The 22,752-nt window shown below is 75.1% G+C and carries 22 protein-coding genes; 21 read left to right on the forward strand and 1 reads right to left on the reverse strand.

Annotated elements, in window-relative coordinates; genetic code table 11:
* Positions 1–53: 53 nt before the first annotated feature.
* The 20 genes from H596_RS0114070 to aat all read left to right on the forward strand — a co-directional run bounded on the left by H596_RS0114070 (position 54) and on the right by aat (position 20,856).
* The gene (locus H596_RS0114070; RefSeq protein WP_027285426.1) at positions 54–473 is read left to right on the forward strand and encodes a MaoC family dehydratase; all 420 of its coding nucleotides are present in this window, start codon (positions 54–56) and stop codon (positions 471–473) included.
* Positions 466–1,080 (forward strand): LOG family protein, encoded by a 615-nt coding sequence (locus H596_RS0114075; protein ID WP_245584016.1) that lies wholly within the window; start codon positions 466–468, stop codon positions 1,078–1,080. Before H596_RS0114070 ends, H596_RS0114075 begins: the two co-directional genes overlap by 8 nt.
* Positions 1,077–1,997, forward strand: coding sequence for a bifunctional riboflavin kinase/FAD synthetase (locus H596_RS0114080; protein WP_037301534.1), 921 nt, complete (start codon positions 1,077–1,079; stop codon positions 1,995–1,997). Before H596_RS0114075 ends, H596_RS0114080 begins: the two co-directional genes overlap by 4 nt.
* 184 nt (positions 1,998–2,181) lie before the next feature.
* A complete protein-coding gene (gene ileS, locus H596_RS0114085) occupies positions 2,182–4,971 on the forward strand; it encodes an isoleucine--tRNA ligase (RefSeq protein WP_027285429.1) in 2,790 nt (929 codons plus the stop codon).
* Complete coding sequence (gene lspA, locus H596_RS0114090; RefSeq protein ID WP_037301535.1) at positions 4,968–5,483, forward strand: signal peptidase II; 516 nt, start codon at positions 4,968–4,970, stop codon at positions 5,481–5,483. The genes ileS and lspA overlap by 4 nt, the downstream gene beginning before the upstream one ends.
* On the forward strand, positions 5,483–5,761 hold the full coding sequence (locus tag H596_RS23010; RefSeq protein ID WP_027285431.1) for a hypothetical protein: 279 nt from the start codon (positions 5,483–5,485) through the stop codon (positions 5,759–5,761). Before lspA ends, H596_RS23010 begins: the two co-directional genes overlap by 1 nt.
* 60 nt (positions 5,762–5,821) lie before the next feature.
* Complete coding sequence (locus H596_RS0114100) at positions 5,822–6,379, forward strand: DUF3035 domain-containing protein (protein WP_027285432.1); 558 nt, start codon at positions 5,822–5,824, stop codon at positions 6,377–6,379.
* A 66-nt stretch (positions 6,380–6,445) separates the two neighbouring features.
* Positions 6,446–7,843, forward strand: a complete 1,398-nt coding sequence (locus H596_RS0114105; protein WP_027285433.1) for a M16 family metallopeptidase — start codon at positions 6,446–6,448, stop codon at positions 7,841–7,843.
* Positions 7,844–7,882: 39 nt separating this feature from the next.
* Complete coding sequence (locus tag H596_RS0114110) at positions 7,883–9,163, forward strand: M16 family metallopeptidase (RefSeq protein ID WP_027285434.1); 1,281 nt, start codon at positions 7,883–7,885, stop codon at positions 9,161–9,163.
* Positions 9,164–9,202: 39 nt separating this feature from the next.
* Positions 9,203–10,822, forward strand: a complete 1,620-nt coding sequence (gene pgi / locus H596_RS0114115) for a glucose-6-phosphate isomerase (protein ID WP_027285435.1) — start codon at positions 9,203–9,205, stop codon at positions 10,820–10,822.
* Positions 10,819–12,579, forward strand: a complete 1,761-nt coding sequence (gene mutL, locus H596_RS0114120; protein WP_027285436.1) for a DNA mismatch repair endonuclease MutL — start codon at positions 10,819–10,821, stop codon at positions 12,577–12,579. The genes pgi and mutL overlap by 4 nt, the downstream gene beginning before the upstream one ends.
* 27 nt (positions 12,580–12,606) lie before the next feature.
* Positions 12,607–13,236, forward strand: coding sequence for a histidine phosphatase family protein (locus tag H596_RS23015; protein WP_051213061.1), 630 nt, complete (start codon positions 12,607–12,609; stop codon positions 13,234–13,236).
* Positions 13,237–13,543: 307 nt separating this feature from the next.
* Positions 13,544–13,684, forward strand: a complete 141-nt coding sequence (locus tag H596_RS23870) for a hypothetical protein (RefSeq protein ID WP_156910129.1) — start codon at positions 13,544–13,546, stop codon at positions 13,682–13,684.
* Positions 13,685–13,859: 175 nt separating this feature from the next.
* A complete protein-coding gene (gene mgtE / locus H596_RS0114135) occupies positions 13,860–15,239 on the forward strand; it encodes a magnesium transporter (RefSeq protein ID WP_027285437.1) in 1,380 nt (459 codons plus the stop codon).
* 71 nt (positions 15,240–15,310) lie between these two features.
* Positions 15,311–16,711: a carbohydrate porin gene (locus H596_RS0114140; RefSeq protein WP_051213064.1), complete on the forward strand. Its 1,401-nt coding sequence runs from the start codon at positions 15,311–15,313 to the stop codon at positions 16,709–16,711.
* Positions 16,712–16,736: 25 nt separating this feature from the next.
* Positions 16,737–17,450 (forward strand): MgtC/SapB family protein, encoded by a 714-nt coding sequence (locus H596_RS0114145; RefSeq protein WP_051213067.1) that lies wholly within the window; start codon positions 16,737–16,739, stop codon positions 17,448–17,450.
* A 54-nt stretch (positions 17,451–17,504) separates the two neighbouring features.
* Positions 17,505–18,557, forward strand: coding sequence for a peptide chain release factor 1 (gene prfA, locus H596_RS0114150; protein WP_027285440.1), 1,053 nt, complete (start codon positions 17,505–17,507; stop codon positions 18,555–18,557).
* Positions 18,554–19,435 carry a peptide chain release factor N(5)-glutamine methyltransferase gene (gene prmC, locus H596_RS0114155; RefSeq protein WP_051213070.1) on the forward strand — a complete coding sequence of 294 codons (882 nt, stop codon included), beginning with the start codon at positions 18,554–18,556 and terminating at the stop codon, positions 19,433–19,435. The genes prfA and prmC overlap by 4 nt, the downstream gene beginning before the upstream one ends.
* Before the next feature lie 144 nt (positions 19,436–19,579).
* A complete protein-coding gene (locus H596_RS21705) occupies positions 19,580–20,047 on the forward strand; it encodes a DUF4167 domain-containing protein (RefSeq protein WP_408735281.1) in 468 nt (155 codons plus the stop codon).
* A gap of 134 nt (positions 20,048–20,181) precedes the next feature.
* Positions 20,182–20,856 carry a leucyl/phenylalanyl-tRNA--protein transferase gene (gene aat / locus H596_RS0114165; protein WP_027285442.1) on the forward strand — a complete coding sequence of 225 codons (675 nt, stop codon included), beginning with the start codon at positions 20,182–20,184 and terminating at the stop codon, positions 20,854–20,856.
* Here the strand turns inward: aat and H596_RS0114170 are convergent.
* On the reverse strand, positions 20,843–21,391 hold the full coding sequence (locus tag H596_RS0114170; protein WP_156910130.1) for a cytochrome b: 549 nt from the start codon (positions 21,389–21,391) through the stop codon (positions 20,843–20,845). The two genes, aat and H596_RS0114170, sit on opposite strands and share 14 nt — an antisense overlap.
* A gap of 6 nt (positions 21,392–21,397) precedes the next feature.
* Between H596_RS0114170 and H596_RS21710 the strand changes: the two genes are divergently transcribed.
* Positions 21,398–22,348 (forward strand): DUF429 domain-containing protein, encoded by a 951-nt coding sequence (locus H596_RS21710; protein WP_156910131.1) that lies wholly within the window; start codon positions 21,398–21,400, stop codon positions 22,346–22,348.
* The last annotated feature ends 404 nt before the right edge of the window (positions 22,349–22,752 follow it).

A 22,752-nucleotide genomic window follows, 5' to 3' on the forward strand; every position in this document is an offset into this window, starting at 1 on the left:
CGCCCCGCCCCGTCCTGGGCTAGATGGCGCGCTGCAGCGAAAGGGCAGGCGTCATGGACGGAATCGCGTTCGAGGATCTCGCCGTCGGCCAGACGGCGAGCTTCTCCAAGACCATCACCGAGGCGGACATCCTGATGTTCGCCGCCGTCTCGGGCGACACCAACCCCGTCCACATCGACGCCGAGGCCGCCGCCGCCTCGATGTTCAAGGAGCGCATCGCGCACGGCATGCTCTCGGCGAGCCTCATCTCCACCGTTCTCGGCACGAAGCTGCCGGGGCCGGGGACGATCTATCTCGGCCAGAGCCTGAAGTTCCGCGCCCCCGTGCGCATCGGCGAGACGGTGACGGCGCGCGTCACCGTCACCGCGCTCGACCCCGCGAAACGCCGCGCCACGCTCGAGACCGTCTGCACCGTCAAGGGCAAGCCCGTGGTGGAGGGCGAGGCGCAGGTGATGGTGGCGCCCCGTGCCTGACGCCGCGCGCGAGGGCGGTGCGGGGCTGCGCCGCGTCTGCGTCTTCTGCGGCGCCCAGCCGGGGCGGGATCCGCGCCATGCCGAGCTCGCCGCCGCCCTCGGCCGGGCCATCGCCGCGCGCGGCCTCGGCCTCGTCTATGGCGGGGGCAAGGTGGGGCTGATGGGCATCGTGGCCGACGCCGCGCTGCGCGCGGGCGCGGAGGTGGTGGGCGTGATCCCCGAGGCGCTGATGGAGCGCGAGCTCGGCCATGGCGGCGTCACCACCCTGCACGTCGTGCCCTCCATGCATGTGCGCAAGCAGATGATGAACGATCTCTCCGACGGCTTCGTGGTGCTGCCCGGCGGAATCGGCACGCTGGAGGAGAGCGTGGAGATCCAGTCCTGGGCGCAGCTCGGCATCCACGGCAAGGGCTTGGTCTATCTCGACGTGGACGGCTACTGGGATCCCTTCTTCGCGCTGCTGGCGCGCATGACGGAGGCCGGCTTCGTGCGCGCCGAGCATGCGGGCCTCGCCCTGCGCGCCGCAAGCCCCGAGGCCGCGCTCGATGCGCTGGCCGCCTGGCGCGCCCCGGCGCTGACGCGCTGGATGAGCGGGAAGGAGACGTGATCCACGAAGGCTGGCGCGCCCTGCCGCCCGAGGCGCGGGGCGGGGCGGTGGCGCTCGGGAATTTCGACGGCGTGCATCTCGGCCATGCCGAGGTGCTGCGCGCCGCGCACCAGGCCCGGCCCGAGCTGCCCCTGGTGGCGCTGACCTTCGAGCCCCACCCGCGCGAGCATTTCCGCCCCGACGACCCGCCCTTCCGCCTCACCCTGCTGCCGGCCAAGGCGGCGGCGCTCGCGGCGCTCGGCGCGCGGGCCGTCATCGCCATTCCCTTCGACGCGGGCTTCGCGGCCCTCTCGGCCGAGGCCTTCGTGGAGGAGGTGCTGCACCGCGGCCTCGGCGCGCGGCACCTGGCCTGCGGGCCGGATTTCGCCTTCGGCCACCGCCGCGGCGGCGATGTGGCCTTCCTGCGCGCCGCGGCCGAGGCGCGGGGCATCGGGCTCTCGGTCGTGCCCAAGCTCGCGGACGGGGAGGGGCCGGTCAGCTCCTCGCGCATCCGCCGCGCCCTGCAGGACGGCTATCCCGAGCGCGCGGCGGCGCTGCTCGGCCGGCCCTGGGCCATCCGCGGCCCGGTGACGCGGGGCGACGCGCGCGGGCGCACCATCGGCTTTCCCACCGCCAACATCCCGCTCGGGCGGCATCTCGAGCCCGCGCGCGGCGTCTATGCGGTGCGCGCCCGCCTGCCGGACGGGCGGATCGCAGCCGGTGTCGCCAATCTCGGCCGCCGGCCGACGCTGGGGGGCGATCCCGTCTCGCGGCTGGAGGCGCATCTGTTCGACCTCTCGGCCGATCTCTACGGGCAGGAGCTGGAGGTGGCGCTGCTGCATTTCCTGCGCGAGGAGCGGCGCTTCAGCGACTTCGCGGCGCTTTCGGCGCAGATCGCCGCCGATGCGGCCGCGGCGCGGGCGCTGCTCGGGGCGTGATACGGGCGGCATCACATGCCGACCGTATCAACCCCGCTTGACCGCGGGCCCGCCGCGTCCGCATATCGCGCCATGGCATTCCCGCTCGGCAGCCAGCGAATTCCGGGCCCGGTCCTCGCCTGAGGGCCGGGATCACCTCCGCCTGCCACCCCATCGCCCCGCGCGCGCGGGGGACGAGAGCCCGATGAACGACGCCCCCGACGCCACCCCCGCGCGCGACTACCGCGCCACGGTGTTCCTGCCGCAGACCCCCTTCCCCATGCGCGGCGATCTGCCCCGCCGCGAGCCCGCGCTGCTGGCGCGCTGGCGCGAGCAGGATCTCTGGCGGCAACTCCGCGCGCGCGCGGCCGGCCGGCCGAAGTTCGTGCTGCATGACGGCCCGCCCTATGCGAACGGCCCGCTGCACATCGGCCACGCGCTGAACAAGATCCTCAAGGACGTGATCAACCGCGCCGCCCAGATGGCGGGCTACGACGCCGACTACGTGCCCGGCTGGGACTGCCACGGCCTGCCCATCGAGTGGAAGGTCGAGGAGGAATACCGCGCGAGGAAGAAGAACAAGGACGAGGTGCCGGTGCTGGAGTTCCGCGCCGAGTGCCGCGCCTACGCCCAGCACTGGCTCGAGGTGCAGCGCGAGGAGTTCATCCGCCTCGGCGTGGCGGGCGACTGGACGAACCGCTACGCCACCATGGATTTCGAGAGCGAGGCGGTGATCGTCGAGGAGATCGGCCGCTTCCTCATGAACGGCTCCCTCTACCGCGGCCTGCGCCCCGTGATGTGGAGCCCGGTGGAGAAGACCGCGCTGGCCGAGGCGGAGATCGAATACCACGACCACGTCTCGCCCACGCTCTGGGCGCGGTTTCCGATCGTCGGCGGCCCGCAGGCCGGCGCCAGCGTGGTGATCTGGACCACCACGCCCTGGACCATCCCGGGCAACCGCGCCGTGGCCTACGGGCCGGAGATCGACTACGCGATCGTCCATGTCGAGGGCGTGCGCGAGGGCAGCCATCTGCGCCCGGGCGAGACGCTGCTGGTGGCGCTGCCGCTGCTGCCGAAGTTCGAGGAGGATCCGGGCCTCGCCGCGCACACGCTCAAGCGCGTGATCAAGGGCGCGGAACTCGCAGGGGCCGTCTGCGCGCATCCGCTGCGCGGGGCGGGCTACGAGTTCGAGGTGCCGCTGCTGCCCGGCGAGTTCGTCACCACCGAGGCCGGCACGGGCTTCGTGCACATCGCGCCCGGCCATGGCGAGGACGACTTCGCCCTCGGCCGCGCGCACGGCCTGCCGGTGCCCGAGACGGTGAACGACGACGGCACCTTCACGGCGCAGGCGCCGGGCTTCGAGGGGCTGCACGTCTTCAAGGCGCATGACGCGGTCTATGCCGCCTGCGAGAAGGCCGGCACGCTCGTCGCGAAGGGGAAGCTCACGCACAGCTACCCCCATTCCTGGCGCTCCAAGAAGCCGGTGATCTTCCGCGCCACGCCGCAATGGTTCATCGGCATGGACGATGCGAACGCCATCCGGGAGAAGGCGCTCGCGGCCATCGCCGCCACGCGCTTCATCCCCGATTCCGGGCGCAACCGCATCGGCGGCATGGTCGCCTCGCGGCCCGACTGGTGCATCAGCCGCCAGCGCGCCTGGGGCGTGCCCATCGCCGTCTTCGTCGAGAAGCGCAGCGGCCAGGTGCTGCGCGACCCCGAGGTGATGGCCCGCATCGTGGAGGCCTTCCGCCGCGAGGGCGCGGACGCCTGGTACCAGCCCGGCGCGGCGGCGCGCTTCCTCGGCAACGGGCGCAACCCGGCCGACTACGAACAGGTGATGGACATCGTGGACGTGTGGTTCGAGTCCGGCTCGACCCACGCCTTCGTGCTGGGGCCGCGCAACCTCCCCTTCCCGGCCGATCTCTACCTCGAGGGCAGCGACCAGCACCGCGGCTGGTTCCAGTCCTCGCTGCTGGAGAGCGTGGGCACGCGCGGCGTCGCCCCCTTCAAGGCGGTGCTGACGCACGGCTTCACGCTCGACGAGCAGGGCCGGAAGATGTCGAAGTCGCTCGGCAACGTGACGGCCCCGCAGGAGGTGATCGCCGCATACGGCGCCGACATCCTGCGCCTGTGGGTGATGAACACCGACATCACCGAGGACCAGCGCATCGGCAAGAACATCCTGGAGCAGCAGGCGGAGCTCTACCGGCGCATCCGCAACACGCTGCGCTGGCTGCTCGGCTCGCTCGCGGACTTCGACGCGGCGGCCGAGACGCCGCCCTACGCCGAGCTGCCCGAACTCGAGCGCTGGGTGCTGCACCGCCTCACCGAGCTCGACCAGCGCATCCGCGGCGCGGTGGCGAGCCATGACTGGACGGGCGTGATGCCCGAGATCCACGGCTTCTGCGCCACCGACCTCAGCGCCTTCTACTTCGACATCCGCAAGGACAGCCTCTACTGCGACGCGAAGGACAGCCCGCGCCGCCGCGCCTGCCGCACCGTGCTGGACCGGCTGCACCGCTGCCTCGCCATCTGGCTCGCGCCCATGCTGCCCTTCACGGCGGAGGAGGCCTGGCTCGCCCGCTTCGGCGAGGGGGCGGAGAGCGTGCACCTGCAGCTCTTCCCCGAGCTTCCCGAACAGTGGCGCGACCCGGCGCTGGCCGCGAAATGGGCGCGCATCCGCGAGGCGCGGCGCATCGTGACGGCGGAGCTCGAGCGCGCGCGCGCGGCGGGCGAGATGGGATCGAGCCTGCAGGCCGCCCCCGTCCTGGCGCTGCCGGCGGAGGATCTCGGCCTGCTCGACGCCGCGGGCTGGGCGGAGGTGTGCATCACCTCGGGCTTCGCACTGGAGGAGGGGCCGCAGCCGGCCGCCCGCTTCGCCCCCGCCCCCGGCGCGAAATGCGCGCGCTGCTGGAAGGTGCTGCCGGAGGTCGGCGCCTCGGCCGCGCATCCGGGCCTCTGCCGCCGCTGCGAGGCGGTGGTGGAGGGGGGATGACGCCGCCGCTGCGCCTCGGCCTCGGCCTCGCGCTGCTGCTGCTGGTTCTCGATCAGGCCAGCAAGTGGTGGATTCTCGAGGTCCTGGACCTGCCCTTCCGGCGCAACATCCCGCTCCTCGCGCTGGGGCCGCTGGGCCTCGACCTCACCATGGTCTGGAACCGGGGCGTGACCTTCGGCCTGCTCTCGGGCGAGGGCGCCTGGAACCAGGTGGCGCTGGGCGCCGTCGCGCTGGCGGTGGCGGGCTTCCTGGTCCACTGGCTGCGCCGGGCGGAGACGCGCCTCGTCGCGCTCGCGCTGGGCGGCGTCATCGGCGGCGCGCTGGGCAATGTCATCGACCGCCTCCGCTTCGGCGCGGTGGTGGATTTCGTGGATGTGCACGCCTGGGGCTGGCACTGGTATGTGTTCAACCTGGCCGATGCGGCCATCGTCTGCGGCGTGATCGTCCTCGTCGCGGATGCGCTGCTGCGGCCCCAGGGCGGCAAGCCCGGTTCGAAGAAGGAGGCCGCCTGATGGCCCGCATCGTCCTCGCCGCGCTGGCCGGTCTGCCGCTGGCCTGCGCCGCCCCGGCCCCGCCGCCCCCCGCCGCGCCCGCCCCCGCGCCGGGCAGCGTCACGCGCAGCGCCGCCCCGGCGCCGGTGCCCGGCGTGGCCGCGCGTCAGGTGCAGCCGGCCAAGGGCCCGGGCGTCACCCATCGCGAGAGCCTGCTGCCGGATTCGGGGGCGCTCGGCAATGCGGGGCTGGACGGCGCGCTGCCCGATCTCGCCCGCCCCGGCCTGCCGCGCCGCTGAGGAGCACGCCGCATGCGCGCACGCCTTGATCCGGCCGGAAAGCCGGCGCAAGGAAGGGCCATGAAGCCCGCCTTCGCCGCCCTCGCCAGCCTCGCCCTGCTCGCCGCCTGCGGGCCCGAGACCGCCCGCACCATCGGCCTGACGCGCGACGCGCCGGACGAGTTCCAGGTGACGACGCGCGCCCCCCTCTCCATGCCGCCCATGCTGGGCCAGCTCCCGCCGCCCCGCCCCGGCGCGCCCCGCCCGCAGGAAATCCCGGCCCGCGAGCAGGCCGAGGCCGCCCTCGCGCCCGGGGCCATGCTCGGCAACCCGGGCCGCCCCACCGCCCCCACGCCGGGCGAGCAGGCGCTGCTGGCGCAGACCGGCCGCGCCGCCCCCGCCGACATCCGCGCCACCGTGGATTCCGAAACCACCCGCCTCGACCGCGCGAGCCGCGGCCTGGTGGACCGGGTGCTCTTCTGGCAGCCCCCGCCGGAGCCCGGCATCCCCGTGGATCCGGCGCGCGAGGCGCAGCGCCTGCGCGAGAACGCGGCCCTGGGCCGCGACCCCGGCGACGGGCAGACGCCCATCATCCAGCCGCAGCGCCGCGGGCTGTTCACCGGCTGGCGGCTCTGGTGAGAGGGCCGGCATGAGGGGCCGGGCGCCGGCCCTCCCGCCCGCGCCCCCGCGCGCTATATCGGGGGCATGACCGCCATTCCCCGCCGCACCGCGCTCAAGGGCGCCGCCGCCACGCTGGCCCTGCCCGCCCTCGCGGAGCCCGCCCTGGCCCAGCCCGCCCTCGCCCGGGGCGCGCCGACGGCCCCGCGCCCGGCCGACGTCCCGCTCTTCGGCGCCGTCACCTGGACGCTGGACAACGGGCTGCGCGTGGTGCTCGCCGAGAACCGCCGCGCCCCCGTGGCCGCGCATTACCTCTACGTCGCCGCCGGCGCGGGCGAGGATCCGCCCGGCCGCTCCGGCCTCGCGCATTTCCTCGAGCACATGATGTTCAAGGGCAGCCCGCACGTCCCCTCGGGCGCCTTCAGCCGCACCGTGGCGCGCGAGGGCGGGCAGGACAACGCCTTCACCAGCCGCGACGTGACGGGCTATTTCCAGACCGTCGAGGCCTCGCGCCTGCCGCTGATGATGCGCATGGAGGCCGACCGCCTCGCCGCCCCCCTGCTGCCGGAGGCGGAGCTGGAGCCCGAGCGCGGCGTGGTGCTGGAGGAGCGCCGCCAGCGCACCGACGCCAACCCCCGCGCCCGCTTCCGCGAGGCCTTCGACGCCGCCATGTGGGGCGCGCAGCACTGGCGCGGCCGCCCGCTGATCGGCTGGGAGGACGAAATCCGCGCCATCACCCGGCAGGACATGGCGGCCTTCCACGCGGCGCACTACGCGCCGGGCAACTGCGTGCTGGTGGTGGCCGGGGATGTGCGCGAGGCCGATCTGCGCCGCTGGGCCGAGGAGTTCTACGGCCCCATCCCCGCCCGGCCCGCCGCCGGCCGCCGCCGCGCCGACCCGCCCGCCGCCGCGCCCGAGGCCCGGCTCGACCGGCGCGACCCCGCGGTGCGCGAGGCGAGCTTTCTTGCCGCCTTCGCCGCCCCCTCCGCCACCTGGGGCGAGACGGCGCTGGCCGATCCGCTGGAGGTGCTGGCGCATCTGCTGGGCGGCGGCCCCGGCTCGCGCCTGCACCGCGCGCTGGTGGAGGGCGGGCTCGCGGTCACCGCCGGCGCCGCCTATGACGGCGATGTGGCGGGGGTGGGCAGTTTCCTGCTCTTCGCCACGCCGCGCCCCGGCGTCTCCCCCGAGCGGGTGGAGCAGGCGCTCCGCGACGAGGTGGCGCGCCTCGTGCATGAGGGCGCGACGGAGGCCGAGCGCGCCCGCAGCGTGCGCCAGCAGACGGCCGGCGCGCTGCTCGCCCTCGACGGGCTGGGCGCCGCGCCGCGCATGCTGGGCGGCGCGCTCGCGATCGGATTGCCGCTCGAGGCGGTGGAGCATTGGCCGCAGCGCCTGGCGGCCGTCACGCTCGAGCAGGTGAACCGCGCCGCGCGGCTGGTGCTGGGCGCGCCCGGCCTCGCCGCCTCCGGCTGGCTGCTGCCCGCATGAGCCCCGCCACGCCCCCGCGCCCCAGCAAGGCCCGCTGACATGTCCGAGACGGTGTTCGGGGTGGCGCTGCCGCCCCGCCGCGGCTTTTCCGTGCCCATCCAGATCGTCGAGGCCGGCGGGATCACCGCCTGGCTGGTGGAGGAGCATTCCCTCCCCGTCGTCTCGCTCGCCTGGTCCTGGCCCGGCGGCCAGGCGATGGACCCGGCGGGGCGGGAGGGGCTCTCGGGCCTCGCCGCCGGGATGCTGACCGAGGGGGCGGGCGATCTCCCCTCCCTCGCCTTTCAGGATGCGCTGCGCGATTCGGGCATCGGCCTCTCCTTCTCGGCGGGGCGGGACGCCTTCGAGGGCGGCTTCCGCTCGCTGAGCGAGGCGCTGCCCGAGGCGCTGCGCCTCGCCCGCCTCGCCATGGCCGCCCCGCGGCTCGACGCCGATGCGCTGGCTCGGCTCAAGGCGCGGGCGGTGCTGGGCGCGCGCCAGCAGCTCGAAACCCCGGGCGGGCTGGCGCGCCGCGCCTTCTGGGAGGCGGGCTTCCCCTCCTCTCCGGCCGGGCGGCTGAGCAGCCCCGAGAGCCTCGCCGCCGTCACCGCCGAGGAAATCCGCGCCGCGCTCGCCGCGCAGCTCCGCCGCGAGGGGGTGCTGGTGGTGGCCGCCGGGGCGCTGGACGCGGCGGGGCTGCGCGCGGTGCTGGAGGCGCTTTTCTCGCCCCTGCCGGCCGGGGCCCCGCCCGCCCCCGCGCCCCTGCCGCCGCTTTCGCCCTTCGGCGTGGCGCGCCGGGCCATCGCCGCGCCGCAGTCGAGCCTCGTCTTCGGGCAGGAGGCGCTGCCCCCCGCCGACGCGGACTGGGAGGCGCAGCAGGTGATGCTGCGCATCCTCGCCGGCGGCGGCTTCACCTCCCGCCTCATGCGCAAGGTGCGCGAGGAGCGCGGGCTGACCTACGGCATCGGCGCGGGGCTCGAGGTGCTGCTCGGCCGGGCGCTGATCGTCGGGTCCGTCGCCACCGAGAACGCCCAGGTGGGCGAGGTGTGGCGGCTGATCCGCGCCGCCTGGGCCGAGATGGCCGAGGCCGGCCCGACGGAGGAGGAGGTGGCGGACGCCATCGCCTTCCTCGCCGGCTCGCTGCCGCTGCAGTTCACCGACAGCCGGCGCACCGCCTCGCTGCTGCTCGGGCTGCGCCAGGCGGGGCGCGCGCCCGAGTGGCTCGCGGGCCGGCCGGCCCGCCTCGCCGCGCTGACCCGCGCCGATGTGGCCCGCGCCGCCGCCCGCGCCCTGCGGCCCGCGGCGCTGGCCCTGGCGGTGGCCGGGGAGCCGCAGGGGCTGTAACCTTTCCCCCTGCGTGCAAACGGAGTCGGGGGGCGGACCATGACGGCAGCGGAACGGGCCTGGGCGGAGCTGGCGGCCCTGGCCGCGGCGCCGGGGGCCTCGGCCATCCGCCCCCTCTTCGCCGCCGATCCGGCGCGCTTCGCCCGCTTCCACCGCGAGGGGGCGGGGCTGCTGCTCGACTTCTCCAAGACCTCGATCAGCGAGGCGGTGCTGGCGGCGCTGCTGGCCCTCGCGCGCGCGACCGGCGTGGAGGCGGCGCGCGACGCCATGGCCCGCGGCGAGCCGGTGAACGTCACCGAACGCCGCGCCGCCCTGCACATGGCGCTGCGCGGGCCCCTGCCCGGCGCGGGCGCGGCCGCCCATGCCGAGGCGATGGAGGTGCTGGCCCGCATGCGGGCCTTCACCGAGGCGGTGCACCGCGGCGACATCCGCGGCGCGACCAACCAGCGCTTCGACACGGTGCTGAACATCGGCATCGGCGGCAGCGATCTCGGGCCCGTCATGGTCTGCCGGGCGCTGTGGCGCGCGGGCGATCCGATGCGGCCCATCCACCTCGCCAATGTGGACGGCCATGGCTGGGAGGCGGTGCTGCCCCAGCTCGACGCGCGGCGCACGCTGGTGCTCGTCGCCTCCAAGACCTTCACGACGCAGGAGACGATGGCCAACGCCCATCTCGTGCGCCGCTGGATGGAGGCGAGCGTGGGGAAGAACGGCGCCTCGGCGCATTTCGCCGCCCTCTCCACCAACCTCGCCGCCACCACCGCCTTCGGCATCGGCGAGGACCGGGTCTTCCCCTTCCGCGACTGGGTGGGGGGGCGATTTTCGCTGTGGTCGGCCATCGGGCTCTCGCTCGCCCTCTCGCTCGGCTGGGACCGTTTCGCGGCGCTGCTCGAGGGGGCGCGGGCGATGGACGCGCATTTCCTCGCCGCACCGCTCGCCGACAACCTGCCCGTGCTGCTCGCGCTCACCGAGTGCTGGCATGTGAACGGGCTCGGGCTGCATCGCCGCGCCGTGCTGCCCTATGATGAGCGGCTGCGCCGCCTGCCCGCGCATCTGCAGCAGCTCGAGATGGAGAGCCTGGGCAAGGGCGTCACGCTCGCCGGCGCGCCCGTTTCGCACGCCACCGGCCCCGTGGTGTTCGGCGAGCCGGGCACCAACGCGCAGCACAGCTTCATGCAGCTCGTGCACCAGGGGCCGCGCCCCGTGCCGGTGGACTTCATCCTGGTCGCGCGCCCCGACCACGGCCATGCCGAGAACCACCGCATCCTGCTCGCCAACGGGCTCGCCCAGGCCGAGGCGCTGCTGATGGGGCGCGAGGCGGCGGCGGTGGAGGCCGAGATGCGCGCCGCCGGCCTGCCCGAGGCCGAGATCGCGCGGCTGCTGCCGCACCGCGTCTTCCCCGGCGACCGGCCCTCGGTGACCATCCTCCTGCCGCGGCTCGATGCGCATCACCTGGGCGCGCTGATCGCGCTCTACGAGCACAAGGTGGCGGTGCTGGGCGCGCTCTGGGGCATCAACCCCTTCGACCAGTGGGGGGTGGAGCTCGGCAAGGTGATGGCCGCGCCCATCCTGCGCGAGCTGGAGGCCGGCCATGTCGGCGCGCATGATTCCAGCACGGCGGGGCTGATGCAGGCGCTCTTGCGGCTGCAGGCCGAATGAACCTCATCCGCCTGCTCCCCCCCGCCACCGCCGACCGCATCGCCGCCGGCGAGGTGGTGGAACGGCCGGCGGCGGTGGTGAAGGAGCTGGTGGAGAACGCGCTCGACGCCGGCGCGCGCCACATCCGCGTGGAGATCGAGGAGGGCGGGGCGGGCCGCATCCTCGTCGAGGACGATGGCTGCGGCATGTCGCCCGAGGATCTGGCGCTGAGCGTGGAGCGCCACGCCACCTCCAAGCTGCCCGAGGAGGCGATGCTCTTCGCCATCGGCACGCTGGGCTTCCGGGGCGAGGCGCTGCCCTCCATCGGCGCGGTGGCGCGGCTCGCCCTCACCAGCCGCACGAAGGAGGGCGCGGCGCATCGCCTCACCGTGGAGGGCGGACGCAAGGGGGCGGTGACCCCCGCCGCCGGCCCGCCGGGCACCCGGGTGGAGGTGCGCGACCTCTTCTTCGCCACCCCCGCCCGGCGGAAATTCCTGCGCAGCCCCCGCGCCGAGGGCGATGCGGCGCTCGATTCGCTGCGCCGCCTGGCGCTCGCCTGGCCGCAGGTGGGCTTCGAGGCGCTGCTCGAGGGGCGGCCCGTGCTGCGCCTCGCCCCCGAGGGGCGGGAGGCGCGGATCGCCGCCATACTGGGCCCCGACTTCGCCGCCGCCGCCCGGCCGGTGGAGCGGCGCGGCGAGACGCTCTCGCTCTGGGGCCTCGCGGGCGGGCCGGCGCAGGGCCGGCCCACCACGGCGGGGCAGCATCTCGTCGTGAACGGCCGGCCGGTGAAGGACCCCCTGCTGCGCATGGCGCTGCGCGCCGCCTATCGGGACGTGATGGCCCCCGGACGCCACCCCGCCGCCGCCCTCTTCCTCGAACTGCCGCCCGCGCTGGTGGATGTGAACGTCCACCCGATGAAGACCGAGCTGCGCTTCCGCGAGCCGGAGGCGGTGCGCGGCGCGGTCGTCGCGGCGCTGCGCCGCGCCCTTGGCCTGCCGCTGGGCGAGGCCGGGGCGCGGCTCGGCTATGCCGGCCCGGCGGCGCTGCGCCGCGCCCCGCCCCTGTCCGCGCCCCTGTCCGCGCCCCCGCCCGCGGGGTTCGCCGAGGCGCGGCTGCCGCTCGCCTTCGCGCCGCCGCCCCCGCTCGCCGCCGCCGCCGAACCCCCTCCCCCGGCCGAGCCGCCCGCCGCTCCCCCGGCCGACCACCCGCTGGGCCGGGCGCTGGCGCAGGTGATGGACACCTACATCCTGGCCGAGGCGCCCGATGGCGCGCTGATCCTGGTGGACCAGCACGCCGCGCATGAGCGCCTCACCCACGAGCGCCTGCACGCCGAGCTGGTGGCGGGCGGGGTGCGCGCCCAGCCCCTGCTGCTGCCCGCCGTGGTGGAGCTGCCCGGCGCGGCGCGGCTGCTCGAGGCGGCGCCCGATCTCGCGCGGCTCGGGCTGGAGATCGAGGGCTTCGGCCCCGGGGCGGTGCTGGTGCGCGCCCTGCCCGCCCTGCTCGGCGCCCCCGACCCCGCGCCGCTGCTGCGCGACCTCGCCGAGGAGCTGGCCGAGGAGGGCGAGGGCGCCGCGCTCGCGCTGCGGCTCGACGCCGCCATCGCGCGGCTCGCCTGCCACGGCTCGGTGCGGGCGGGGCGGCGGCTCGCGCCCGCCGAGATGGACGCGCTGCTGCGCGCCATGGAGCGCACCCCCCGCGCGGCCACCTGCTCGCATGGCCGGCCCACCTTCCTGCGCCTCGGGCCCGGCGAGATGGCGCGGCTCTTCGGGCGCGGATAAAGATTGCGCGGCCGTTAGATTCGCGGCATGGGCGCGCGCATGATGCGGCGCCGCCAGCTTCTCGCCCTGCCCCTCCTCGCACCCGGCCTGGCCGCCGCGCGCGTCGGCTTCATCCCGGACCAGCAGGCGCTGGCGCTGCTGCGCGCGGGGGGGCTGAACCTCTACATCCGCCACGCCATCACCGACCGCGCGCAGATGGACACGGGCCGGCGCGGGGACCGCGCGGGGCAGCGCAACCTCAGCGAGGCCGGCCGCCGCCAGGCCACCCGGCTGGGCGAGGCCTTCCGCGCCCTGGACATCCCCGTGGCCGAGGTGCTGACGAGCGAGGTCTTCCGCTCCCTCGACACGGCCGAGCTCGCCTTCGGCGCCGCCCGCGTGCGGGTGGAGCGCGACCTGATCGCCGACGACTACACGCCCGGCGACGCGCGGGAGGATGCGCGCGCCGTCTCCCGCCGCCTCGGCGAGCCGGTGGCGGGCGGCAACCGGGTGATGGTGGGCCACATCATCCCGCTGGCGATGATCCTGGGCCGGGGCCTCGCGCAGGAGGAGTTCCCCGAGGGCGCGCTGGCGGTGTTCCGCCCCCTTGGCGGGCGCTGGGAGCATCTGGGCTTCATCGCGGCGGAGCAGCTCATCCGCGCCGCCGGGCTGCCGGGGTGACCGGGGGGCGGTCACGCCGCCCGCATCGCGCGCGGAGTTGCCGCCACAAGGGCCGCGCCGAAAAGGGTTGATCCGCGCCGCGTCCTGCGGCATGGGGCGCCAGGTTGCCGGCTTCGGCCGGCGTCAGGAACGGAACCGAATGGACTGCCACCAACGCCGTGGCGCCCTCCGCCCAAGCCGGCCGGGGGCGCCCTGGCCGACAACACGGGGGCTTCCGGCGCTGCGGTGCCGGGCGTTCCGGTCGGGGCCGCTGGCCGCCTGACCACGCCCACCTCCGCCGGGCCGCGCCGGCCCCAGGAGGTGCTCGATGCGTCTCTTTGCCGCCCTTCGCCGCTGGCTGCGTCCGGCCGCGGCGCCGCAACTCCTCCCCGGCCCGGAGCCTGTCTGGGCCGGCGTGGTGCGGCTGCGCCTCTCGCGCGCCCGCGCCACCCACCCCGACCCGCAGTGACGGAGGTCGCCATGGACGAAGGCAGTAGTCCCGCGGCCGTGCCGCCGGCATGCGGCGCGGCCCGCCACACCCCGCCAACCCACCCCATCGCCATCCCGCGCCCGCCCGGGGCCGCGGCCGCGCCCTTCGCATGAGGTGAGCGGCCGTCTCCGGCCGGCGCGACCGGAGACGCCCCATGACCCAGCGCCTCGAAGCGAAGGCCCTCGCCGCCTTCCTCGCCCGCGACGACGCCGATTCGGCCCGCGCCGCCCTTCTCGCCCTCCACCCCGGGGACAACGCCCAGATCCTCGGCGCGCTCGCCGCGGAACAGGCGGTGCGCGCCCTCGGCCTGCTGCCCGTGCGGCAGCGCGCGCAGGTGTTCGGCTACCTCGAACCGGCCGAGCAGCTCCGCCTCGCCGCGCTGCTGCCGCGCGGGGAGCTCGGCGCGCTCTTCGCCGCCATGGACCCGGACGAGCGGGCCGACCTCTACAAGCGCCTGCCCGAGCCGGTGCGCGAGGCCATCATGCCCGGCCTCGCCGCGGCCGAGCGCGAGGACATCCGCAAGCTCGCCGCCTATCCCGAAACCCAGGTGGGGGCGGTGATGACCTCCGCCTACGCCGCGCTGCGCGCCGAGCAGACGGCGGCCGAGGCCATCGAGACCCTGCGCCGCGAGGCGCCGGACCGCGAGACCATCTACGACGCCTATGTGATCGACGAGGCGCGCGCGCTGCTCGGCGTGGTCTCCCTGCGCGACCTGCTGCTCGCCCCGCCCGAGGCGCCGCTCAGCCGCTTCATGAAGCGCGATGTCGTGAAGGTCGCCGCCGAGGCGCCGCGCGCGGAGGCGGTGCGGCTGATCCGCGAATACGACCTGATCGCCCTGCCCGTGACCAATGGCGGGGGCAAGCTCGTGGGCATCGTCACCGCCGATGACGCGATGGACGTGGCCGAGCGCGAGGAGCTGCGCCGCATCCAGGCCTTCGGCGGGGCGGCGGCGCTGGGCGGGCCGGATCTCGACCTGCTGAACTCGCCGCTCGGGCGCCTGTTCTCCGCGCGCTTCCTCTGGCTCGCCCTCCTCACCGTCTTCGGCCTCGGCACCAGCCACATCGTGGCGGGGCAGCAGGAGATGCTGGAGAAGGTCATCGTGCTCGCCGCCTTCATCGCCCCCATCGTGGACATGGGCGGCAACACGGGCAGCCAGACGGCGACCATGGTGATCCGCGCCATGGCGCTCGGCCAGGTCCGGCTGCGCCTTGCGGATGTGTGGTGCGTGCTGAAGCGCGACCTGCCCGTGGCGCTGGCCCTCGGGGTGGGGGTGGCGCTGCTCGAGGCGGTGCTCGCCTTCACCACCAAGCCCATCGGCTGGGAGGTGGTGGCGGTGGTCGGCCTCTCCATGCTGGCCTGCACCGTGATCGGCAGCCTGGTGGGGATCGCGCTGCCCTTCGCCGCGCGCGCCCTGCGCCAGGATCCGGCGACGCTCTCCGCACCTGTCATCACTTCGATCATGGATATGGTGGGCGTGCTGATCTACTTCGGCATCGCCTGGATCTTCCTCGGCCACCTGCTGGCCGGGGGCTGACGCTCCGCCGGGCGGCGCGCCGCCCTCCCGCCCACCCCAACCCCGCTCCCCCTCGCTGGACGAGACGACCCATGCGCCAGACCCCGTCCCGGCTCTCCCTCGCCGCCCTTTTCGCCGCCTTCGTGCTCGGCGACGCGCATCGCCCCGCCGCCGCCCAGGGCTTCGGCAGCCCGGCGGTGCCCAATGTGGGCCCGCCCGAACTCGCCCTCTTCCCCGAGCTCGCCGCCCGGCAGGACAGGCTGGAGGAGGAGGGCTGGCTGTTCCGCGGCCAGGCCACCTTCGTGCTGCAGGGCCACCCGCGCTTCCGCTCGCCCTATCGGGGCGAGGGCTCGCTGCACCCGGCCGCCCAGGCGCGCAACACCTTCGCCACCGACCTCGTGCTCGGCCGGCGGCTGTGGGAGGGGGCGGAGCTGATCTTCAACCCCTCGGTCACGCGCGGCTTCGGCCTGTCCAACGCCACCGGCATCGCCGCCTTCCCGAACAACGAGGCCTTTCGCCTCGGCTCGCGCGAGCCGACCTTCTTCGTGCCGCGCCTGTTCCTGCGCCAGACCATCGCCCTCTCGGGCGAGACCGTGCCCAACGAGGACGACCCGCTGCGCTTCAACGCGCCCCTGCCGCGCGAGCGCATCACCATCACCGCGGGCAAGTTCTCCGCCTGGGACATCTTCGACGACAACCGCTACGCCCATGACCCGCGCACCCAGTTCCTGAACTGGGCGCTGGTGGGCGGGGCGGCCTTCGACTACGTGGCCGATGCGCGGGGCTGGACCGAGGGCCTCGCCCTCGAATGGGACAACGGCGCCTGGGGCGTGCGGCTCGGCGCCTTCCGCGTGGCGCGGCGCGTGAACGGCCTGTTCCTCGACCCCGCCATCACCCGCGCCTGGCAGGCGCTGGCGCAGCTCGACCGCTTCTACGAGATCGGCGGGCGGCCGGGGGCCCTGCGCATCACCTACGGCGCCTCGCGCGCGCGCATGTCGAGCTGGAGCGAGCTCTTCGCCCGCGGCTTCGAGACCTTCGACCAGAATCCGCGCGGCTACCGCCTCAAGCACAATCTCAGCCTGAACTGGGAGCAGGAGCTGGCCGACGACCTCGGCGTCTTCGCCCGCGTTTCCTGGAATGACGGGCGCACCCAGAACTGGATGTTCACCGAGATCGACTTCGCCGTCTCGGGCGGGCTGTCGCTGCGCGGCGCGCGCTGGGGCCGGCCGGCGGACACGGTGGGGCTCGGCACCAACATCGGCTGGGCCTCCTCCGGGCGGCGGCGCTACCTCGCGGCGGGGGGCATCGGCTTCATCACCGGCGACGGGCGGCTGAACTACGCCCCCGAATGGGTGAGCGAGGCCTATTACGACGCGCGGGTGGCGGCGGGGCTCAATGTGGCGCTGAACTACCAGCTCGCCGTCAACCCGGCCTTCAACGCCGATCGCGGGCCGGTGCACATCTTCGCGCTGCGCCTTCGCACCGCCTTCTGAGGCCCCAGCCATGCAGCCCGTTCTCATGCCCGTCCTGACCCTGCCCGAGGTGGCCTTCAACCTCGCCCTCGCCCTGCTGCTCGGGGCGGCCATCGGCTTCGAGCGGCAGTGGCGGCAGCGGCTCGCAGGGTTGCGCACCAACACGCTGGTCGCGCTCGGCGCGGCCGGCTTCGTGGTGTTCTCCCAGCTCGTCTCGCACGAGATGAGCCCGACGCGCGTGGCCGCCCAGGTGGTCTCGGGCATCGGCTTCCTCGGCGCGGGCGTGATCTTCAAGGAGGGGCTGAACGTGCGCGGCCTCAACACGGCCGCCACGCTCTGGTGCTCGGCCGCGGTGGGGCTTCTGGCGGGCATCGGCCAGGCGCCGGCGGCGCTGCTGCTGACGGCGCTGATCGTGGGCGTCAATCTCGGCCTGCGCCCGCTGGTGGCGCGCATAGACCGCCAGGTGGCGCGCGGCGCGGGGGCGGAGACGCCGCACGGCTACCGCCTCTCCCTCGCCTGCCCCTCGGGCGAGGTGGCGCGGCTGCGCGCCCGGCTGCTGCAGGAGGTGGCGGCGGAGGCCAGGCTCCATCTGCGCCGCCTCGCCAGCCGCGATGTCGAGGAGGCCGACCAGGTGGAGGTGGTGGCGAGCCTCTGGTCCGAAGGCGCATCGGACGCGGCGGTGGAGGCGATGGTGGGCCGCCTCGCCCTCGATCCGGCCGTGACGGCCGCCGCCTGGAGCCAGGAGGCGACGGCCGAGTAGCCCCGCGCCGCGTGCCCTTGCGCGCCGCCCGCCGCTGCGGCATCGCCTCGCCCCATGCCGCTTCCCGAAAGCCTCGATCGCCTGCTGGCGCGCGCCGAGACGCTGCGCGCCGCGCTGGACCACGCCGAGGGCGCCGAGATCGGCGCGCTGTCCAAGGAGCTCGCGCAGCTCGAGCCGCTGGTCGAGAAGGTCGCGGCCTATCGCGCGCTGGAACGCGCCGAGGCCGAGGCGGAGGCCCTGCTGGCCGACCCCGAGATGCGCGAGCTGGCCGAGGCCGAGATCGCGGAGGCCAAGGCGAGGCTGCCGAAGCTGGAGCGCGAAATCCGCCTCATGCTGCTGCCGAAGGACGCGGCGGACGAGCGCAGCGCCATCCTCGAAATCCGCCCCGCCGCGGGCGGCGACGAGGCGGGGCTCTTCGCCGCCGAACTCTTCCGCGCCTACCAGCGCTACGCCGAGTCCCGCGGCTGGCGCTTCACCGTGCTCGACTACGACGAGAACGAGCTGGGCGGGGTGAAGGGCGCCACCGCCGAGATCGAGGGCGAGGGCGTCTTCGCCCGCCTCAAGTTCGAGAGCGGCGTGCACCGCGTCCAGCGCGTGCCGGCCACCGAGACGCAGGGGCGCATCCACACCTCCACCGTCACCGTCGCCGTGCTGCCCGAGGCGGAGGAGGTGGACGTGAGGATCGAGGAGAAGGATCTGCGCGTGGACACCTACCGCGCCTCCGGCGCGGGCGGGCAGCACGTGAACAAGACCGACAGCGCGGTGCGCATCACCCACATCCCGACCGGGATCGTGGTGGCGATGCAGGAGGAGAAGTCGCAGCACAAGAACCGCGCCAAGGCGATGAAGGTGCTGCGCGCGCGCCTCTTCGACGCGCAGCGCCAGGCCGCGGATTCCGCCCGCGCGGCGGACCGGCGCGCCCAGGTCGGCACCGGGGACCGCAGCGAGCGCATCCGCACCTACAACTTCCCGCAGGGGCGCGTGACCGACCACCGCATCGGCCTGACCCTGCACAAGATCGAGCGGGTGATGCTCGGCGAGTTCGACGAGATCATCGACGCGCTGATCGCCGAGGACGAGGCGCAGCGCCTGGCCGCTGCGGGATGAGCAAGGGCGCCACGGTGGGGGGGCTGCTCTGCGCCGCCGGGGCGGCGCTGCGCGCGGCCGGGATCGGCAACGCGCGGCGGGAGGCGCGCCTGCTGCTCGCCCATGCGCTGGAGGCCACGCCCGAGGCGCTGCTGCGCGAGCCCGGCGCCCCCGTCCCGCCCGCCCTGGCCGCGCGCTTCGAGGCGCTGCTGGCCCGGCGCGCGGCGCGCACGCCGCTTGCGCTGCTCACCGGGCGCACGGGGTTCTGGACGCTCGATCTTGAGGTGAACGCCGAGACGCTGATCCCCCGCGCCGACAGCGAGGCGCTGGTGGAGGCGGTGCTCGCCACGGGCCGCGCGCCGCGCCGCGTGCTCGATCTCGGCACCGGCACGGGGGCGCTGCTGCTCGCCGTGCTGAGCGCCTTCCCCGAGGCCCGCGGCGTGGGGGTGGATCTGCGCCCCGGCGCGGCGGCGCTGGCCGCGCGCAACGCGGCGCGCAACGGGCTTTCGGCGCGCGCGGCCTTCCTGGCGGGGGATTGGGCGGCGGCGCTGGCCGCGCGCTTCGACCTCGTGCTCTCCAACCCGCCCTATGTCCCGAGCGGCGAGATCGCGGGGCTGATGCCCGAGGTGGCGGCGCATGAACCGGCCTCGGCGCTCGATGGCGGGCCGGACGGGCTCGCCGCCTACCGCGCGCTCTGCGCCGCCCTGCCCGGGCTGATCGCGCCCGGCGGGCTCGCGGTGCTGGAGCTGGGGGCGGGCCAGGCGGAGGCGGTGGGGGCGCTCGCCGCCGCCGCCGGGCTGCGGGTGGCGGGGCTGCGGGAGGATCTCGGCGGCGTGCCGCGCGCGATCCTGCTGGAATCCGGGCAGAGCCCCATTGTTGGAACCGCGCCGAGGGGCTAATGTCGTGCTGCTTGTCAGGGTGCTGCCCGGCAGGCACGCCCGGGGCGGAAGGCCCGGGCGCGTGGCAGCGGACCGCGCGCGACGCCGAGAGCGGCGCGCCCTCGTGAGACAGCGGAAGCGCAACAGCGGATGAACATGAAGCGCATGCGCCGTGGCCATCGCCACGGCGGCGGTGGTGGCGGGCAGTTCCGGCACAGCGGCGGCGGCAGCGGGCAGCAGCCGCTCAACCGCAACCACGTCTTCGACTCGAACGGGCCGGATGTGCGGCTGCGCGGCACGGCCCAGCAGCTTTTCGAGAAATATCTCCAGCTCGGCCGCGACGCGACCAGCGCCGGGGACCGTGTGGCGGCCGAGGGCTATTTCCAGCACGCCGAGCACTACTTCCGCATCCTCGGCGCGATGAACGCCGCCCAGCAGCAGCAGGCCCAGCAGCAGCAGGACCGCCGCTTCCGCGAGACTCCCGTGGAGATCGCCCTGCCCGAGCCCGCCGAGGGCGAGGCCAATGGCGAGGTGCACCCGCTGGAGGCGGAGCTGGCCGGCGAGGCCGAGACGCTGCCCCTGCCCCAGGCCCGCCGCCCGGCCGCCCAGCCCGAGGAACCCCCGGCGCAGTAGCCGGCCGCGCCCCGCCCCGCTCTGGCAGGCCCCGTTCTTGCACGCCCCGTTCTTGCAGACAGGGCGGGGGCGGAGCGCCTACACTCCCCCTATGCGCGGGCCCGCCACGAGTCCGGCGCGGGGCTGAGGGCGACATGTCCTCCCGCCGCCAGATGGAGATCACGCCGGAGCTTCTGCTCCGGGCCTATCGCATCGGCCTGTTTCCCATGGCCGAAAGCCGCGAGGCGCGCACCCTCTACTGGCTCGACCCCGAGCAGCGCGGGGTGATTCCGCTCGATGGCTTCCACCTTCCCCGCCGCCTCGCCCGCACCCTGCGCAAACGCCCCTATGAGGTGACGGCGAACCGCGCCTTCGAGGCGGTGATCGACGCCTGCGCCGCGCCCCGCCCCGGCAGCCCGGACAGTTGGATCAACGCCGAAATCCGCCGCCTCTTCATCGCGCTGCACCGGCAGGGCCACGCCCATTCCCTCGAAGCCTGGCGGGAGGGCGAGCTGGTGGGCGGGCTCTATGGGGTGGCCCTGGGCGCCGCCTTCTTCGGCGAGAGCATGTTCTCCCGTGCCGACGACGCCTCGAAGATCGCACTGGTGCATCTCGTCGCGCGGCTCAGGCTCGGCGGCTTCACGCTGCTGGACGCGCAGTTCCAGACCGAGCATCTGGCCCAGTTCGGCACGGTGGAAATCCCGCGCGCCGAGTACAAGCGCCTTCTGGCCGCGGCCGTGGACCGGCCGGCCGCCTTCCCCGCCGAGCCCCCGCCCGAGGCGCTGGAGGCCGAGATCGCGCGGCTGCGCGGCCCCGCTACACCATCCTGAGCAGCGTGCCGTCGCGCCGGATGGCCTGGTGGAACACCACCGCGCCGATGTGCAGCGCGAGAAGCCCGGCGATGAGCCACCCCAGCCAGGCGTGGAACATCAGCAGCCATTCCGCCAGCGGCGTGTTGGCCTCCATGAACTTCGGCAGGTCGAACAGGCCGAGATAGGCGGTGGCGCCCTGCATCGGGAAGCCGAAGGCGTTGGTGGCGAGGAAGCCCAGGATGGGCTGGATGATCAGCGCGGCGTAGAGCGCGTGATGCACGCCATCGGCCGCCTTGCGCATCCAGGGCGGGATGCCCTGCTGCGGCGGCACGGGATGGGCGAGCCGCCAGGCGAGCCGCGCGAGCGCGACGAGGAGGATGGTCAGCCCCGCGCTCTCGTGGATGGCGTAGAAGGCCATCTTGTCGCTGTCCTTGATGTGCTCGATGACCACGCCCGTGGGCAGCGCCACGAGCATCAGCCCGGCCGTGACCCAGTGGAACCATTTGGCGAGCGAGGTGTAGCCCATGGCGGCCTCCTGCAGCGGCCCTGCCATGCTGCCATGGCGCTGATCGCCGCGCACGCCGATTGGTCGGTGGATCCGCGCAAGCGCTGGGCGGCGCTGGCCCGGCGCGAGGGCGGGCGCTGGCGCGTCGAGGCGCCGCGGCCGGTCGGCGATCCGCGGGGCTTCGCGCAGGCGCTGCTGGCCGAGGGCGCGCCGGCCGCCCTCGGCCTCGACCTGCCGCTCGGCCTGCCGCGCGCCTATGCGGCCGGGCGGCCGGAGGCGGATTTCCCCCGCTTCCTCGCCGCCCGCGCGGGGAATCGCCGCTTCTTCGCGGTGAACGAGACGCTGGCGACGGTGGGCCCCGATTCGCCCTTCTACCCGCGCCGCCCCGCCCGCGGCATGACCCGCGCGGCCCATGCCGCGGCGCTCGGCCTGCCCGGGCCCGCCGCGCTCAGCCGCTGGTGCGACCGCGCCACGGCCGAGCGCCCGGCCGGCGCGCCGCTGTTCTGGACGCTGGGGGCGAACCAGTCGGGCAAGGCCGCCATCGCCGCCTGGGAGGGCTGGCTGGCCCCCGCCCTGGCCGCGGGCGCGCCGCTCGATCTCTGGCCCTTCGCGGGGCCGCTCGCGGGGTTGCTGCGGCGCGGCCGCCTCGCGCTCGCCGAGGTCTATCCGGCCGAGGCGCTGCGCCAGCTCGGGCTGCGGATGCCGGGCAGCAAGCGCGCCGAGGCGGCGCGCCGCGCCCTGGCCGAGCCGCTGCGCGCCTGCATGGCCGCGCTGGGCGCGGAGCCCGCGCCCGCGCTGCGCGAGGCCATCGCGGAGGGCTTCGGCGCGGACGCCGCCGGCGAGGACCGGCTGGACTGCGTGCTGGGCCTGCTCGCCCTCATCCAGGTGCTGGACGGCCGGCGCGCCGATCTCGTGCCGGAGGACGAGGCGGTGCGCCGCTGGGAGGGCTGGGTGCTCGGCCAGCACGCGCTGCCGCGCGGCGAAGCCTCGAGCGTCCCGGCGTGATCCGACCGGCGCTCACGCGCCCGTATCATACCAGCGGCCGCTGATTTCGACTCCTGAGAGGCCGGTGCGGCCGCTGGTATGTCTTTGTTTTGGCGCGCAGCCGCCACACCGGGTCCCATCGAAGCAAAGCTTCGATGGGTGCCCACCAACCCTGCGCGCGATACGGTCGGCATGTGATGCCGGCCGTATCAGTTACCCACCGGCGATCCCGACCCGCCGTGGATGAAACTGTGGCACTGTGATTTGGCTGGTGGCGAGGTCGGCATGGTCATGGTGCGCCAGAGCCCGCGTATCAGTTGGACCCGGAAGGCCCCGAGCACCCTCGCTTGCGCCAAGGGCGGCGACGCCTGGGAGCGCGCTGTCTAGACTTCCCTTCTTGGGCCTTCTCCACCGGTCTTGGCAGA

This window comes from Rubritepida flocculans DSM 14296 (genome assembly GCF_000425365.1).
GTDB classification, from domain to species: domain Bacteria; phylum Pseudomonadota; class Alphaproteobacteria; order Acetobacterales; family Acetobacteraceae; genus Roseococcus; species Roseococcus flocculans.

Bases quoted from the DNA above. Each gene is read 5' to 3' on its own strand.
- H596_RS0114070 (WP_027285426.1), top strand. From the start codon at position 54: ATGGACGGAATCGCGTTCGAGGATCTCGCCGTCGGCCAGACGGCGAGC.
- ileS (WP_027285429.1), top strand. From the start codon at position 2,182: ATGAACGACGCCCCCGACGCCACCCCCGCGCGCGACTACCGCGCCACG.
- lspA (WP_037301535.1), top strand. From the start codon at position 4,968: ATGACGCCGCCGCTGCGCCTCGGCCTCGGCCTCGCGCTGCTGCTGCTG.
- H596_RS23010 (WP_027285431.1), top strand. From the start codon at position 5,483: ATGGCCCGCATCGTCCTCGCCGCGCTGGCCGGTCTGCCGCTGGCCTGC.
- H596_RS0114100 (WP_027285432.1), top strand. From the start codon at position 5,822: ATGAAGCCCGCCTTCGCCGCCCTCGCCAGCCTCGCCCTGCTCGCCGCC.
- H596_RS0114105 (WP_027285433.1), top strand. From the start codon at position 6,446: ATGACCGCCATTCCCCGCCGCACCGCGCTCAAGGGCGCCGCCGCCACG.
- H596_RS0114110 (WP_027285434.1), top strand. From the start codon at position 7,883: ATGTCCGAGACGGTGTTCGGGGTGGCGCTGCCGCCCCGCCGCGGCTTT.
- pgi (WP_027285435.1), top strand. From the start codon at position 9,203: ATGACGGCAGCGGAACGGGCCTGGGCGGAGCTGGCGGCCCTGGCCGCG.
- mutL (WP_027285436.1), top strand. From the start codon at position 10,819: ATGAACCTCATCCGCCTGCTCCCCCCCGCCACCGCCGACCGCATCGCC.
- H596_RS23015 (WP_051213061.1), top strand. From the start codon at position 12,607: ATGGGCGCGCGCATGATGCGGCGCCGCCAGCTTCTCGCCCTGCCCCTC.
- H596_RS23870 (WP_156910129.1), top strand. From the start codon at position 13,544: ATGCGTCTCTTTGCCGCCCTTCGCCGCTGGCTGCGTCCGGCCGCGGCG.
- mgtE (WP_027285437.1), top strand. From the start codon at position 13,860: ATGACCCAGCGCCTCGAAGCGAAGGCCCTCGCCGCCTTCCTCGCCCGC.
- H596_RS0114140 (WP_051213064.1), top strand. From the start codon at position 15,311: ATGCGCCAGACCCCGTCCCGGCTCTCCCTCGCCGCCCTTTTCGCCGCC.
- H596_RS0114145 (WP_051213067.1), top strand. From the start codon at position 16,737: ATGCCCGTCCTGACCCTGCCCGAGGTGGCCTTCAACCTCGCCCTCGCC.
- prfA (WP_027285440.1), top strand. From the start codon at position 17,505: ATGCCGCTTCCCGAAAGCCTCGATCGCCTGCTGGCGCGCGCCGAGACG.
- prmC (WP_051213070.1), top strand. From the start codon at position 18,554: ATGAGCAAGGGCGCCACGGTGGGGGGGCTGCTCTGCGCCGCCGGGGCG.
- H596_RS21705 (WP_408735281.1), top strand. From the start codon at position 19,580: ATGCGCCGTGGCCATCGCCACGGCGGCGGTGGTGGCGGGCAGTTCCGG.
- aat (WP_027285442.1), top strand. From the start codon at position 20,182: ATGTCCTCCCGCCGCCAGATGGAGATCACGCCGGAGCTTCTGCTCCGG.
- H596_RS0114170 (WP_156910130.1), bottom strand. From the start codon at position 21,391: ATGGCAGGGCCGCTGCAGGAGGCCGCCATGGGCTACACCTCGCTCGCC.
- H596_RS21710 (WP_156910131.1), top strand. From the start codon at position 21,398: ATGGCGCTGATCGCCGCGCACGCCGATTGGTCGGTGGATCCGCGCAAG.